Origin of the sequence: Stenotrophomonas maltophilia R551-3 (assembly GCF_000020665.1) — a bacterium.
Classification (GTDB): Bacteria; Pseudomonadota; Gammaproteobacteria; order Xanthomonadales; family Xanthomonadaceae; genus Stenotrophomonas; species Stenotrophomonas maltophilia_L.
In genome coordinates this window covers 4425068-4438972 of record NC_011071.1, presented here as the reverse complement: position 1 = coordinate 4438972, position 13905 = coordinate 4425068, and the positions used below count along the sequence as shown (strand labels likewise).

Annotated in this window: 12 protein-coding genes; 5 read left to right on the top strand and 7 right to left on the bottom strand. The window is 67.8% G+C overall.

Going from position 1 to position 13905, the window contains the following annotated elements:
- Window positions 1–34 precede the first annotated feature (34 nt).
- Together polA and SMAL_RS20010 are read left to right on the top strand one after the other, a co-directional pair.
- Window positions 35–2809 carry a DNA polymerase I gene (polA, locus tag SMAL_RS20015; protein WP_012512490.1) on the top strand — a complete coding sequence of 925 codons (2775 nt, stop codon included), beginning with the start codon at window positions 35–37 and terminating at the stop codon, window positions 2807–2809.
- A 330-nt stretch (window positions 2810–3139) separates the two neighbouring features.
- Complete coding sequence (locus SMAL_RS20010) at window positions 3140–3619, top strand: DUF421 domain-containing protein (protein ID WP_012512489.1); 480 nt, start codon at window positions 3140–3142, stop codon at window positions 3617–3619.
- Between the two features lie 60 nt (window positions 3620–3679).
- Here the strand turns inward: SMAL_RS20010 and SMAL_RS20005 are convergent, their stop codons facing one another.
- From SMAL_RS20005 to SMAL_RS19975, 7 genes are all read right to left on the bottom strand, one after another.
- Complete coding sequence (locus SMAL_RS20005; protein WP_012512488.1) at window positions 3680–5200, bottom strand: hypothetical protein; 1521 nt, start codon at window positions 5198–5200, stop codon at window positions 3680–3682.
- A gap of 93 nt (window positions 5201–5293) precedes the next feature.
- Window positions 5294–6190 (bottom strand): oxygen-dependent coproporphyrinogen oxidase, encoded by an 897-nt coding sequence (gene hemF / locus SMAL_RS20000; protein WP_012512487.1) that lies wholly within the window; start codon window positions 6188–6190, stop codon window positions 5294–5296.
- A 54-nt stretch (window positions 6191–6244) separates the two neighbouring features.
- Window positions 6245–7861: a hypothetical protein gene (locus tag SMAL_RS19995; protein ID WP_012512486.1), complete on the bottom strand. Its 1617-nt coding sequence runs from the start codon at window positions 7859–7861 to the stop codon at window positions 6245–6247.
- A 37-nt stretch (window positions 7862–7898) separates the two neighbouring features.
- Window positions 7899–9020, bottom strand: a complete 1122-nt coding sequence (locus SMAL_RS19990) for a hypothetical protein (protein ID WP_012512485.1) — start codon at window positions 9018–9020, stop codon at window positions 7899–7901.
- 35 nt (window positions 9021–9055) lie between these two features.
- On the bottom strand, window positions 9056–9616 hold the full coding sequence (locus SMAL_RS19985; protein ID WP_012512484.1) for a hypothetical protein: 561 nt from the start codon (window positions 9614–9616) through the stop codon (window positions 9056–9058).
- 30 nt (window positions 9617–9646) lie between these two features.
- Window positions 9647–10066, bottom strand: a complete 420-nt coding sequence (locus SMAL_RS19980) for an NUDIX hydrolase (RefSeq protein ID WP_012512483.1) — start codon at window positions 10064–10066, stop codon at window positions 9647–9649.
- A complete protein-coding gene (locus tag SMAL_RS19975; protein ID WP_012512482.1) occupies window positions 10063–12432 on the bottom strand; it encodes a S9 family peptidase in 2370 nt (789 codons plus the stop codon). Before SMAL_RS19975 ends, SMAL_RS19980 begins: the two co-directional genes overlap by 4 nt.
- A gap of 167 nt (window positions 12433–12599) precedes the next feature.
- On the opposite strand from SMAL_RS19975, the gene SMAL_RS19970 reads away from it, so the two are divergent.
- Genes SMAL_RS19970 through SMAL_RS19960 form a run of 3 tightly spaced genes read left to right on the top strand, consistent with a single transcriptional unit; the run spans window position 12600 to window position 13832 of the window.
- Window positions 12600–12929 carry a hypothetical protein gene (locus tag SMAL_RS19970; RefSeq protein ID WP_012512481.1) on the top strand — a complete coding sequence of 110 codons (330 nt, stop codon included), beginning with the start codon at window positions 12600–12602 and terminating at the stop codon, window positions 12927–12929.
- A 37-nt stretch (window positions 12930–12966) separates the two neighbouring features.
- Entirely contained in the window at window positions 12967–13620 is a 654-nt protein-coding gene (locus SMAL_RS19965) for an RNA polymerase sigma factor (RefSeq protein WP_012512480.1), read from the top strand.
- A complete protein-coding gene (locus SMAL_RS19960; RefSeq protein WP_012512479.1) occupies window positions 13617–13832 on the top strand; it encodes a hypothetical protein in 216 nt (71 codons plus the stop codon). The genes SMAL_RS19965 and SMAL_RS19960 overlap by 4 nt, the downstream gene beginning before the upstream one ends.
- Window positions 13833–13905 lie beyond the last annotated feature (73 nt).

Here is a 13905-nt window from a genome sequence, read left to right as displayed (position 1 = left end):
TCGCAGTGCAGGCACGGGCGCGTAGAATCGACCCATGAGCAGATTAGTCCTGATCGACGGGTCCAGTTACCTGTACCGCGCGTTCCACGCGCTGCCGCCCCTGTCCAATGCACAGGGCGAACCCACCGGCGCGCTGTTCGGCGTGGTCAACATGCTGCGCTCGACCCTGAAGGAGCGCCCGGCCTACGTGGCGTTCGTGGTCGATGCGCCCGGCAAGACCTTCCGCGATGACCTGTACGAGCAGTACAAGGCCAACCGCCCGCCGATGCCGGACGAGCTGCGCAGCCAGGTTGAACCGATGTGCCGCATCGTCGAAGCGCTGGGCATCAGCATCCTGCGCATCCCTGGCGTGGAGGCCGATGATGTGATCGGCACGCTGGCCCTGCAGGGCGTGGCGCAGGACCTGAAGGTGACCATCTCCACCGGCGACAAGGACTTTGCCCAGCTGGTGCGCCCGGGCATCGAACTGGTCAACACCATGACCGGCAGCCGCATGGATTCCGATGCGGCGGTGATGGAGAAGTTCGGCGTGCGCGCCGACCAGATCATCGACCTGCTGGCGCTGATGGGCGACACCGTCGACAACGTGCCGGGCGTGGAGAAATGTGGGCCGAAGACCGCCGCCAAGTGGCTGGCCGAGTACCAGCACCTGGATGGGGTGATGGCGGCCGCGCCGACCATGAAGGGCAAGATCGGCGAAAACCTGCGCGCCGCGCTGGAGCGCCTGCCGCTGAACCGCGAGCTGGTGACCATCCGCACCGACGTGGAGCTGGAGGCCAGCCCGACCACGCTGGCCCTGCGCGAGCAGGACGTGCCGGAGCTGACCGAGCTGTATGCGCGCTATGGCTTCACCCAGGCGCTGAAGGAGCTGGGTGCACCGCTGCCGGCGCCGACGGCCGCCAGCGAAGCAACGCCGAGCCTGCGTGGCACCGCCGCTGGCTTCGCCCGGGGCAGCGCCGAGGCACCGGCAGCGGGCACGCTGGATCCGGCCCTGGCCGCGCCGGGTGAATACGAGACCGTGCTGACCGCCGAGCAGCTGCAGGCCTGGGTCGAGCGCCTGCAGCAGGCGGACCTGATCAGTTTCGATACCGAAACCGATGCGCTGGACGCGATGCGTGCGCGCCTGGTGGGCATCAGCCTGGCGGTCGAGCCGGGCAAGGCCGCCTATATTCCGGTCGGCCACGATTACCCGGGCGCGCCGCCGCAGCTGCCGATGCAGCAGGTGCTGGACGCACTGCGCCCGGTGTTGCAGGACCCGGCGAAGAAGAAGCTGGGCCAGCACGGCAAGTACGACCTGCACGTACTGCGCCGCCACGGCGTGGAGGTGCAGGGCTACCACGACGACACCATGCTCGAGAGCTTCGTGCTCAATTCCACCGCCACCCGCCACGACATGGATTCGCTGGCCCTGCGTTACCTGGGCTACAACACCATCAAGTTCGAGGACGTGGCCGGCAAGGGCGCCAAGCAGATTCCGTTCTCGCAGGTGGGCATCGACGAAGCCAGCCGCTACGCGGCCGAGGACGCCGACATCACCCTGCGCCTGCACCGCGCGCTGCAACCGCAGCTGCTGGCCGAGCCGGCGCTGGACAGCGTGTACCGCGACATCGAGATGCCGCTGGTGCCGGTGCTCACCAGCATCGAAGCCAATGGCGTGCGGATCGATACCGTCGAGCTGCGCCGGCAGAGCCAGGACCTGTCCTCGCGCATGCTGGCCGCGCAGCAGAAGGCCACCGAGCTGGCCGGCCGCAGCTTCAACCTGGATTCGCCCAAGCAGCTGCAGGCGGTGCTGTTCGATGAGCTGAAGCTGCCGGCGGTGGTGAAGACCCCGAAGGGCCAGCCCAGCACCAACGAAGAGGCACTGGAGGCGATTGCCGACCAGCACGAGCTGCCGCGGGTGATCCTGGAGTACCGCGGCCTGGCCAAGCTGCGCAGCACCTATACCGACAAGCTGCCGGAGATGGTCAATCCGGACACCGGCCGCGTGCATACCAGCTACCACCAGTCCGGCGCCGCCACCGGCCGCCTGTCCTCGTCGGACCCCAACCTGCAGAACATCCCGATCCGCACCGAGGATGGCCGCCGTATCCGACGCGCATTCATCGCCCCGGAGGGCTTCCAGCTGCTGGCGGCCGACTATTCGCAGATCGAGCTGCGGATCATGGCCCATCTGTCGGAAGATCCGGGCCTGGTGGGCGCCTTCGAGCAGGGCGCCGACGTCCACCGCGCCACCGCCGCCGAGGTGTTCGGGCGCACGCTGGAAGAGGTGACTCCGAACGAGCGCCGCGCGGCCAAGGCGATCAACTTCGGCCTGATGTACGGCATGAGCGCCTTCGGCCTGGCCCGCAACCTGGGCATCGACCGTGGCCAGGCGCAGGACTACGTGGCGCTGTACTTCAGCCGCTACCCGGGCGTGCGTGATTTCATGGAGCGGATGCGCCAGCAGGCCCGCGACCAGGGCTATGTGGAAACCCTGTTCGGCCGCCGCCTGTACCTGAACGACATTCATGCACGTAACCAGGGCCTGCGCGCCGGTGCCGAGCGCGCCGCGATCAACGCGCCGATGCAGGGCACCGCCGCCGACATCATCAAGCGTGCGATGGTGGACGTGGACCAGTGGCTGCGTGACAGCGGCGCGCCGGCACGGATGATCCTGCAGGTGCACGATGAACTGGTGTTCGAAACCGAAAGCAGTTTCGTCGAGGAGTTGCGTTTGCAGGTGGTCGAGCGCATGTCGCAAGCGGCCAAACTGCGGGTGCCGCTGGTGGTCGATACCGGCATCGGCAACAACTGGGACGAAGCACACTGAGGGTGTTTCAGGCCGAAAACGACGTGAATTCGTTCATTCGTCAGAGGTTTCTGACTCGATCATGAATGTTGCCCTGATGGAGGTTCATTAAATTGGGCCCCTTCACGAACCGTTAGTGTTCGGAGTGCTTCTATAACTCTCGACAGGCGCAACGCCTGTTGTGGATCTCTCCCATCCCCTGGAGCAGATCTCGGAACGGGGACTCCTCCCCAAGTGCCCGTTCCCCGGCCCCGTTGACCTCCCCCTGGTCAGCGGGGCTTTTTATTTGTGCCGTTGCCAGATGACGTGGCCTGCGCCACGCTGGGCCACCGCTCCGCAGGGGAACCCGCAATGCCCGATCTGTTCTCACTGGCGATGCCGTGGTGGGAGTTCATCCTGCGCGCGGTGGTGGTCTACGTCGTGGTGCTGGGCATGGTCCGGCTCAGTGGCAAACGTCCGCTGGGGCAGATCACCCCCTTCGACGTGCTGCTGGTGGTGCTGCTGGGCAATGCCGTGCAGAACGCACTGCTCGGCACCGATACCTCGCTGGGCGGTGGCTTGTTGCTGGCCGCGACCCTGATCCTGCTCAACTACGGCGTAGGCTGGGTGAGTACCCGCAGCCGTCGCATCGAGCGCCTGGTCGAGGGGGAACCGGTGGTGCTCGCGCGCGATGGGCGCCTGTTCGACGCCGTTCTGCGACGCGAGCAGGTCACCCGCGCCGATTTCGAGGCCGCGATGCGTCAGCAGGGCTGCCTGGGCGTGGAGGATGTCGAGCTGGCCCTGCTGGAGATCAACGGGCACATCACCATCATCCCCAGGAAGAGCACCTGACCCTGTAGAGCCGAGCCCATGCTCGGCTGCCTTGCGCCCAGCTCTACAGGTGCATGAGCCTCAGGGCGCGGCTTCGGCCTTCAGCGCCGGCCAGTTGCGGGTGGCGTCCACATCACAGGCCACATGCGTGCCCTTGCCATCCTTCGCGCAGAGTGCCGCCATGGCCTGCGGGATCTTCGGGTCGGCGGTGTGCGAATACACCGCTGCCAATGCCAGGCACCCTTCGCGGACACCGGCGCCGCACAGCGTCTCGAAATAGGGCAGCGACGCGGCCCATTTCTCGGCCTCGAACAGCGCTTCGCCGGCAACCTTGCAGCCGAGCAGCTTGCCATCGGCGCAGCAGGCCTTGGCACCATCCTTGCGGCCCAGGGTCGGGCAATCCAGTGGCAGTGGAATTTCCACGAACGCCACCGGCGGCTTGCAGCTGGCATTGCCTGCGGCGAGCTTGCGCTCGTAGTAGGCGAAGCGGTTGCCGCCGTCGACGCTGGCGAGGTTTCCGTTCTTCAGCGGTTGCAGCACGAAGTCGCTGCCGACATCGGGACGGATGAGGATGCGGCCGTCCTGCAGGCGCGCGCGCAGGCGCTGGTCGCGGCCCTCGGCCTCAACCAGGCCGGCATCGAGGAAGCGCAGCTGCGAGAGCACACCGTACTCGGCTTCATAGCTCCCACACGGCAGCGCAGTGGCCGGCACCGGAGCCAGTGAAGCGACCGGCGCAGCGGCCAGGCTGGCAAGCGCCTTGGCGCGGCCGCAGGCCACGCCGTCCGCGCGCTGCGCGCACGACAGCTGCAGCGCTTCGTGGGCCTGCAACAGGCGCCCGCCACTCCACAGCACCTCGGCAACGTCGGCGCAGAAGGTCTCGCCGTGCTGCTGCCGGCACAGTGCGGCCAGCTCATCGAGCTGCGCGGACGGCAACACGGGATCAACCGAATGCTGCAGCCCGAGCAGGGACTTGCCGATCATCTCCAGCCCGACCACCTCGGCGATCGCCCTGCAGCCCTCGGCGTTGAAGGACGCGGAATCCTCCTTGCAGATCTCCGGCTTCGGCGGCTCGGCCCGTGCAGGCGCCGGGGCAGCGTCCTTGGCCTGCTGCTGGTAGGTCTCCAACAGCTGGGAGCAGGCCGCGCCCACGCCCTCGGCACACCAGGCGTGCAGCTTCACCGGTGCGGCCTCCGGCAGCGCCTCCAGGCACTCTGAGGTGTTCATCACGCAACCATCTTCGATGGGCTCGGGCATCGTCTTGCAGGCGGCGGCGTGCTCACGGGTGAACTCGCGATAGGGCGTGTTGATCGTGCGGTCGTTGTCCGAGAAGAACCAGTTTTCCAGGCGTCCCGTGGACAGGTTGCCGGTGCCGAGCACGTCTTCCTGGCGGGCGATGCGCAGCTCCTCGGTGGCCTGGTAGGGGCCGGACAGGAAGGCGTGGCCTTCGCTCTCGATGGTCAGCGTGATATTGCCGTCGCTGTCCTTGTAGGTGCCGCAGGCCATCGATTGCGCGGCAGCCGGCAGACTGGCCGAGGCGAGGGCGAGCAACAGCAGGGGGCGCCAGCCCGCAGCGCGGGGACGGAGGGGAACAGCAGCAGGCATGACGTCATCCTTGAAGAAGAAAAACACGACCCGTCCGATACAGGACGGACCAGGCAGGGGAAAGCACCACGCCTCAGGCGTGGTGCCGGAAGATCAGAGCCAGTCGCGCGGCACCAGGTAATCGGCCAGGCGTGCCTCGGCGCTGCCCGCTTCCGGGTTGAAGCCGTACTCCCAACGCACCCGCGGCGGCAGGCTCATCAGGATGCTTTCGCTGCGGCCACCACTCTGCAGGCCAAACAGCGTGCCGCGGTCGTAGACCAGGTTGAATTCCACATAGCGGCCGCGTCGGTACAGCTGGAACTCTCGCTCGCGCTCGCCGTAGGCGGTGTCCTTGCGCTGCTGCACGATCGGCAGGTACGCATCAAGGAAGCCATCGCCGACCGCACGCAGATAATCGAAATCACGCTCGAAGTCGCCGTGCAGGTCGTCGAAGAACAGGCCGCCGACACCGCGTGTCTCGTTGCGATGGCGCAGGAAGAAATACTCGTCGCACCAGCGCTTGTGCGCAGCGTAGCGCTCATCGCCGAACGGTGCGCACAGGTCGCGCGCAACCCGGTGCCAGTGCTGCACGTCCTCGTCGAACGGATAGAACGGGGTCAGGTCGAAGCCGCCGCCGAACCAGCTGGCCACCACCTCGCCGTCGCGCTGCGCCTGGAAGAAGCGCACGTTGGCATGGGTGGTCGGCACGTAGGGGTTCAGCGGGTGAAACACCAGCGACACGCCGGTGGCGCGCCAGGAGGCGCCAGCCAGTTCCGGACGGTTGGCCGAGGCCGAGGGCGGCAGGCGGCTGCCGGCCACGTCGGAGAAGCCGATGCCGGCCTGTTCGAACACCGCACCGTCGCGCAGCACGCGGGTGCGCCCGCCACCGCCCTCGGCACGCTGCCACAGGTCTTCCTGGAAGCGGGCCTGGCCATCGGCGGCCTCGATCGCCGCACAGATGCGGTCCTGCAGGTCGGTGAGGTAGGCGCGCACGCGCTCGAATTCGTTCATGGCGCGTACTTTACCGCAGGGCCTGCCCGAAGCTGCGGACAGGCCCTGGCCGGCTCAGCGCTTGCGGTTGGAGTTGCGCGGCGCTGGAGTGTCGTCCTCGGCTGCCTCATCAACCGCCTTCTGCAGGGCACCACCCAACGTAATCAGCTCCCAGTTCTGGGTGCCGAGCACGTCGCAGGCCACATGCAGGCCACTACGGTCGGCCTTGCACAGCTGCTCCAGGGTTGCCCGTGCGTCCAGTTCCGCGCCGTTGCCCTGCGCGGTCACCAGGTTCTCGCACCCTTCGCGCACGCCGGCGCGGCAGACCGTGGTGTAGTGCCCGGCGGCCTGCAGCCAGTTCCCGGACAGCGCAAGGCGGTTGCCGAGAATGTTGCAGCCCTGCAGCTTGCCCTGCGCGCAGCAGGCTTCGGCACCGCCCTCGTTGGCCAGCGCCAGCGGGCAATCCTGTGGCAGTGGCAGCACCTTGAACTGCTTCGGTGCACTGCACCGGGTCGGGCCCTCGCCGGTGGGGACGAACACCTGGAAGCGGGTCCAGTTATCCAGGCCCAGCAACTGGCCGCCGGGCAGCGGGCGCAGCACGAAGTCGCCGTCCCGGTCGTGGTGGATGCGGATGTCGCCCTTTTCGACACGTGCGCGAAGATGGCTGCTCCAGCCAACGCCAACCAGGCCGGCATCGCCGAAGTCCAGCGTGTCCATCAGGCCGCCGTCGGACCGGTAATTGCCGCAGGGCAATGCTGTCGCGGGCTGCGGTCGCAGCGATGCGCCCACCGCCTGCAACGCCGGCAGGCGCTCGCAGGTGGCGGTGTCGTTGCCGGGGGTGCAGGCTGCAGCCAGGGCCTGCACCGCCTGCTGGGGATCTCCCGCGTCCCAGGACAGCTCAGCCACGCGGGTGCAGAAGCCGCCGTGCGGTACCTCGCGGCACAACCGCAACAACTGTTGCCGCCGCTCAGCTGGAATGATCACCGGCACGGTCGGTGCCGTCATCGTTACCATGGCTTCGGTCATGGCGGCCGTCATCGCGGCCTTGACCAGCTGCTCCTGCACTGCCGGGTCGGCCTCGAGTGCGGCGGCACACGCCGGGGTTCCCTGTTCGAAGCCACCGTTGTCACAGGCGGCGGGGAGTTTGATACCGGACAAGACGGCGTCGAGCGCTGCCTTTGCCAGGGCGGGATCGGCCTCGACCGTGGGTTTGGCCTCCTCGTGCCAACGATCGGCCAGTTGCAGGCACATGCCGGGCACGCCTTCCCGGCACCCTGCTTCCAGCGCGGCCGGGGTCGCTTCGCGACGGTTGTCCAGGCACGCCGCCGCATCGGCCAGGCAGCTGCCATCAGCCGGCGTGGCGGCTGCGGCGCACTGTGCTGGCGCCTGCAGGAGGTAGACCGTGCCATCCACCTCGACCGTGCGGCCACGATCGCGCACCTGCAGCGCGCTGGGCAGGCCGTACTCCAGGTTCACCAGCTGCAGCTTTCCGTCGATCTGCTGGAACGCGACCGGAGACGGCGCACTGCCGAAGTGCTTCTGCTCGCCGCGGTTGGGTGAGCTGATGCGCAGCGTGCTGCTGCCTTCATCGGCCTTGAACAGGCCGCATTGCGGCGATTGTGCGGCAGCCATCGGCGCGGCCAGCAGCAACGCCCAGGCCAGCCAGCGGCGGCGCGGTGCGGGTGAATGCATGTCGTCTCCTTGACGATCGAACGGGAAGCTCCTGGCGCTACGGCGAACCCTGGCCCTCGCGCGGGGGCGTGCATTGTGCCGTGCCGGGCACGAGCTGGTAACGCTGGTAGGCCGTCTGGTTGTCCATGCCGAGCAGGTCGCCATTGCCGAGCTGGCGCAGCACAAGGGTTTCGCCGTTCTGCTGCAGCTGGACGGCGCCTTCGTGCAGGCGGGCACGCGCGCCATCACCGAAGTCGAGCATGTCGATCACCCCACCGTCGGCCTGATAGCGGCCGCACGGCACCCGCTGCAACGGCACCAGGCGCAGGTCGGTGCCGAGTTCACGCAGCGGTGCGGTACGTTCGCAGGCAGTAACGCGTCCCGCATCGCAGACCACCTGCAGGGCCTGCACTGCCAACGCAGGTTCCAGCGCGTTCAATTGCTGCGCGGCCACTTCCACGCAGAAGCGGCCATTGCGGTGCTGCAGGCACCGCTGCTGCAGCTGATCGCGAGCAGCGGCCTGAAGCGGCGAACCCAGCGTGTCTTCGTCTTCCTGCTGCAGGCGTTGATTCACCCGCTGCATGGCGGCAGCCAATGCATCATTCGTCAGCGCCTCGCAGGCCTGCGGGTCATGCCCGGGCGTGTGTTCGCGGCAGGCAGGCGGGCGTTCAAAGCCCGTGGCACCGACGTCGTCGGTGGCCTTTGCTGGGCTGCCATCCCGCAGTTGTCGCAGCAGCGCCGAGCAGCCCGCGCCAACGCCTTCGTCGCACGCGCGCTGGATTTGGCCGGGCGAAGCCGCGGGCAGCTGCGCAATGCAGTGGCTGCCGGCGGCGCGGCAGCTGCCGGCAATCGCGGCGGGTTCGCTGGCGCAGTCCCGGGACTGGCGCAACGTGTAGACCACCACAACCTCGTCTTCGATGCGCTGCCCATCGGCACTGATCCGGACCGGCAGTGCCACGCCATCGTCGAGCATGACCAGGCGGGTCTGCGCCGCACTGCGATCGACCCACAGCGGCTCCGGCTCGCTGCCGTCGTCGTGGCGGTAGCCGGTGCTGGGTGATGTGAACACCAGCGCCATGCCGCCGTCGGTGCTGCGGTACTCGCCACAGCGCAGCGCATCGGCGGCGGCAGGCAGCGCGGCGAACAGCAGCAGCGCGGGGAGAAGGGTCAGCAAGCGCATGCGACGGTCCTTGTCGAGCAGAGGAGGGGAGGGGCTCAGTGGAAGCGCGAGCGGATGTCTGCTCGCAGCAGGCGCCAGGCCAGCCAGCCCTGCAGGCCGAGGAACAGGATTGAGGTGCCGACCACGGTCAACGTGATCAGCCAGCGCTTCACCTGCAGTTCCTGCACCAGCCCCGGTTCATCGGTCAGAAGCGGGATGAGGTCGCGCATGAACACGTCCAGCCACCCGGCGATCGCGAAGTTGGTCAATGCGCTCAGCAGCAGTATCGCCACGAAGCTCCACAGGCCCCAGCGACGCTCGCGCAGCAGTCCCCAGCTGGCCAGGGTCGAGGCCAGGCACAGCAGTGCGGCGATCATCGACGCGCCCACCGGGTGCGCCAGCAGCCAGGTCAGGCTGTGCACCTGTTGGTGCTGCGCTTCATTGGCCAGCAGTTGCCAGAGCGGGAGATCGTGCAGCGGCCAGAGCAGCAGGCCCTGCAGCACGAAGTAGACCGTCAGCAGCAGTGACAGCCAGAACGAAGCCTGTCCGATCGGGCGCACCCAGGCGTAATAGGCTGGAGCGGCAGGCGAGGGAAGCGGCGGGATCGGCACTGACATCCGGTGTCCTTGCAGTCGTCACCCGCGCGATCAGCGGGCCGTCACCCGGGTGGCGACGGCCGGCAGGATATGGTGTTCGCTCAGCGGTGCCAAGGGCAGGCCGTGCGGCGGCTGCAGCGGTACCCAGGCCAGTTCGGCGATCTCCGCGCGTGCCTGTGGCATGCCGTCCACCCGCACCCACCATGCCTGTGCCTGCACGCGGTGACCGGGTTCGTTCACCGCCCAGTCCTCGAAGTGGCCCAGCGCGATGGAGGCATCGGTGCGCAGCTGCACGGCGAGTTCCTCGTCCAGCTCGCGGGCCAGCGCCTGCAGCGGTGCTTCGCCGGGTTCGGGCTTGCCGCCCGGCTGGATGAAGCGGCTGGCGCCGTGCTTGCGCACCACCAGCGCCCGGCCGCGGTCATCCAGGATGACCGCGGCCACGATGTGGATCGTGGCCGCGGCGTTGCTCACTTCAGGTTCTGCTCGAACAGCTTGAGGATGCGCTTGTACTGGTCCAGCCAGGAATCGGCGCGCACGTAGCCGTGGCGCTCCAGCGGGTACGGTGCGATCGACCAGTTGTCCTTGTGCAGTTCGATCAGGCGCTGGGTGAGGTTCACCGAGTCCTGGAAGAACACGTTGTCATCCATCATGCCGTGGGCGATCAGCAGGTTGTCCTGCAGGTTCTGCGCGTACTCGATCGGCGAGGACACGCGGTACGCCTCCGGATCGATGTCCGGGGTGTTGAGGATGTTGCTGGTATAGCCGTGGTTGTACTGGTGCCAGTCGACCACCGGGCGCAGCGCGGCGCCGGCCTTGAACGTGCCCGGCGAGCGGAACAGGGCCATGAAGGTCATGAAGCCGCCGTAGGAACCGCCGTAGATGCCGGCATGATCGCGGTCACCCTGCTGGGTATCGACCAGCCAGTCCAGGCCGTCCTTGTAGTCTTCCAGTTCCGGGTGGCCCATGTTGCGGTAGATCGCCGTTCGCCAGTCGCGGCCGTAGCCCTCGCTGCCACGGTAATCCATGTCCAGCACGATGTAGCCCTTCTGCACCAGCAGGTTGTGGAACATCTGCTCGCGGAAGTAGGCCGGGTAGCGCTGGTGCACGTTCTGCAGGTAGCCGGCACCGTGCACGAACATCACGATCGGGTACTTTTTGCCGGGTTCCTTGTTTTCCGGTTCGTAGTACTTGGCCCAGACCACGCCGGCACCGTGCTTGGACGGCACCGCCACCAGCTTCGGCTGGATCCACTGGCGCGCCTTGTAGTCGGCAGTGCGGGTGTCGGTCAGTACGCGGGCCTGGCCACCGGTGCTCGGCAGCACGGCCAGCTGCGGCGGCAGGTAGGCACCGGAATAGCGCACCAGCAGCTGCTGGCCGTCCGGCGACAACGAGAAGTCTTCCACGCCGTTGAGGCTGGTCAGCTCGCGCACCTGGCGGTTGCCGGTGTCCACCGCGCAGACTTCGTAGTCATGCGGTGCCTGCTGGTTGCACAGGAAATAGAAGCCCTTGCCATCGGCCGACGGCACCGGCGCCGAGGTTTCCCACTTGCCGCTGGTCAGCGCCTGCGGCTTGGCTGTGCCGGCCTGGGTGTACAGGTGCGAGAAGCCCGATTCCTCGGACAGCAGCCACAGCGTGCGGCCATCGGCCATCCAGCCGAAATCGTTGAAGCCCCAGTTGATCCAGCCGCTGTCGGTCAGGCGATGGCGGTTCTGCACGCGGCCATCGGTAGCGTTGACGCTGATGATCCAGCGGTCCTTGTTGTCGTTGGCACGCAGCATCACCGCGGCCTGCTGGCCATCGGGGCTCCAGCGGATGCCACCGCCCATGAAGTCGCTCATCACCTGCAGGCTGCGCTCGCCCTTCAGCGCGTCCTTGCCGGCCTTGCGGCGCAGCTCGGCCAGCGGATCGGTGCTGATGCCCGGCAGGCCGGCCAGCGAGACTTTCTCGGCCTTGCCGGTGCGCACGTCCACGTACCACAGCGTGTGCGGCTCGAAGCCGTTACGGCCGACGCGGGTGCGGGTGTCTTCGGTTTCCTCGTAGCCCGACTCGGTCACGTACAGCGGCATCTTGCCGCCACGGCCGTCATCGAAGTCCTTCGGCTTGGTCACCACGACCAGGTGGGTCAGGTCAGGCGACAGCACGCTGTCGGCGATCTCCACGTCGGCGCCCAGGTACACCGGGCCCGGCGCGCGGGTCGGGTCAGCCTGGCGCCAGCGCTGGTCCTGGTCCTTCAGTGCTTCGCGCTGGTCACGGTCGCGGCGAAGGGTTTCCAGCGTGCGCAGCTGCTGGTCGCGCAGCACGTCGGCCTTCGGCGGCGTACGTGGGTCCTTTTCGGCCTTCAGGCTGGCCACCTGCTGCACGCCGCTGGCGGCGGTCCAGTGGAACCAGTTCTGGCCGACGCGCCAGATCACGCCATTGTCGGCGGCGAAGTTCACGTTGCCCGCGCGCTCGTTGCTGCGGGTCAGCTGCGTCAGCGCGCCGCTGCGCAGGTCGCGCACGAACACGTCGCCATTGCGGACGAAGGCGCTGCGGCTGCGGCTGCGGTCGTAGACCGGCTCGGCCACGTCCAGGGTGCCGCGCTGGTCATCGGCCACCTGTGCGGCCACGCCACCCGCCACCGGCTGGCGGAAGGTATCGCGCACCGGGCTGCCGCTGCGCTTGAGCTGGTATTCCACCTGCTGGCTGTTCCACGACCACCAGGCCTTCTCGACCGGCGGACCGATCCAGTCCGGGTCGGCCATGGCCTGTTCGATGGTGATCGGCGTCGGCGCGGCATGCGCAGCCGGTGCGGCCAGCACGGCCGACAGCAGGAGGGACAGGGGCAGCACTCGGGACATGGGCGGACAGCACCAGTAGAGGAAACCGGGCAAGGGTAGCAGCCGCCCGGGCCGGGGGAGGGGGCCACAGGTCATGGCAGCGGGATTGGCAAAGTGGTGCAACCGGTTGCCGGGCTTGCGCATCCATTCTCCTGAACCCGCATCATCCACCGAACAGGAGCCCGACCATGCAGGAACTGATCCCGATCACCCTCTTCATCTGCATCGCCTACGCGATCCACGCCATTGCCGATGCCCGCGCCCGCAGCAAACTGGTCGCTCCCCATGTGCCGGAGGAAGTGATCCGCTCGCTGGCCATGCTGGAGGAAGAGCGCCGCCGCCAAGGCGCATTGCGCTGGGGCATCAGCCTGGTCTGCCTGGCGCTGGCCATGGCCCTGCTGGAAGCCATCGGTGCCCGTGACCTGACCTTCGGTGCCGCTGCCGCAATGGTGGGCAGTGCCGGCCTCGGCCAGCTGCTGGCCTGGCACTTCACCCGTCCCGTCGCGCGCAAGGGCTGAGCCAGGACATGCCACGGGCACAGGGGGCGCCCCGCACATGAGCCTGCTTGGCGACGCACTGTCGGCATTGAGGGGTCGTGACCGGCAGGACACAGCAGCGGCCGCACCGGCTGTTGAACCGCTGGATGCGGACCAGGCCCTGGTACGGGCCATCATCGATGGCTCGCAGGCGGCGTTTTCGCAGCTGGTCGAGACCCACCAGCGCACCTGCGCGCATGTGATCGGGCGCATGGTCGGCGACCGCGACCAGGTGGCCGACCTGCTGCAGGAGACCTTCCTGGCCGTGTTCCGCCAGCTGCACCGGTTTCGCTTTGAATCCTCGCTGCGCACCTGGGTTTCCCGGGTGGCCTACACCTCCGCGCTGCAGCACCTGCGCCGGCGGCGGCTGGAGGCGCAATGGATGGTGGCGGTGGAGGTGCCGGAGGAACTGGGGATCGGCGATGAAGGCCCGGGGCCGGCCGAATTCAGCGAGGCGCTGCAGGCCGGCCGCCATCTTGGCATCGCGCTGGAGCGGTTGAGTGCACCGCAACGATTGATTGTCGGCCTGCACTATCTGGAGGACTTCGACCTGGCCGAGATCGAGCAGGTGACCGGGCTGGCACGCGGTACCATCAAGATCCACCTGCACCGCGCGCGCCAGGTCCTGAAGCAGGAACTGACGCGGCATGCCGCCGCCGGAGAATTGCTGTGAGCCCATCGACTGACCCTCGCGATGCGGAAGAACGCGCGCTGGCGCAGGCGTTGCGTGAGCAGACGCAACAGGAAGAAACGCCGGATGTGAGCGAGGCGCTGCAGAAGCGCATTGCCGCAGAGTCGCGTGACAGTGGCGTGGGCTATGTGGTGGTGCAGGTGGTGTTGCTGGGGGCGTTGGTGGCGGCGGCTGTCTGGTATTTCTGGGTCTAGGAAAGCACTGACGCCTGCACCTGATTCTGGACGCTTTTTCCTCCAACACCCGATCAGATGGCCAGGCATCGGG

Excerpts from the sequence above, each read along its gene's own strand:
- polA (WP_012512490.1), top strand. The coding sequence starts at position 35 with ATGAGCAGATTAGTCCTGATCGACGGGTCCAGTTACCTGTACCGCGCG.
- SMAL_RS20010 (WP_012512489.1), top strand. The coding sequence starts at position 3,140 with ATGCCCGATCTGTTCTCACTGGCGATGCCGTGGTGGGAGTTCATCCTG.
- SMAL_RS20005 (WP_012512488.1), bottom strand. The coding sequence starts at position 5,200 with ATGCCTGCTGCTGTTCCCCTCCGTCCCCGCGCTGCGGGCTGGCGCCCC.
- hemF (WP_012512487.1), bottom strand. The coding sequence starts at position 6,190 with ATGAACGAATTCGAGCGCGTGCGCGCCTACCTCACCGACCTGCAGGAC.
- SMAL_RS19995 (WP_012512486.1), bottom strand. The coding sequence starts at position 7,861 with ATGCATTCACCCGCACCGCGCCGCCGCTGGCTGGCCTGGGCGTTGCTG.
- SMAL_RS19990 (WP_012512485.1), bottom strand. The coding sequence starts at position 9,020 with ATGCGCTTGCTGACCCTTCTCCCCGCGCTGCTGCTGTTCGCCGCGCTG.
- SMAL_RS19985 (WP_012512484.1), bottom strand. The coding sequence starts at position 9,616 with ATGTCAGTGCCGATCCCGCCGCTTCCCTCGCCTGCCGCTCCAGCCTAT.
- SMAL_RS19975 (WP_012512482.1), bottom strand. The coding sequence starts at position 12,432 with ATGTCCCGAGTGCTGCCCCTGTCCCTCCTGCTGTCGGCCGTGCTGGCC.
- SMAL_RS19970 (WP_012512481.1), top strand. The coding sequence starts at position 12,600 with ATGCAGGAACTGATCCCGATCACCCTCTTCATCTGCATCGCCTACGCG.
- SMAL_RS19965 (WP_012512480.1), top strand. The coding sequence starts at position 12,967 with ATGAGCCTGCTTGGCGACGCACTGTCGGCATTGAGGGGTCGTGACCGG.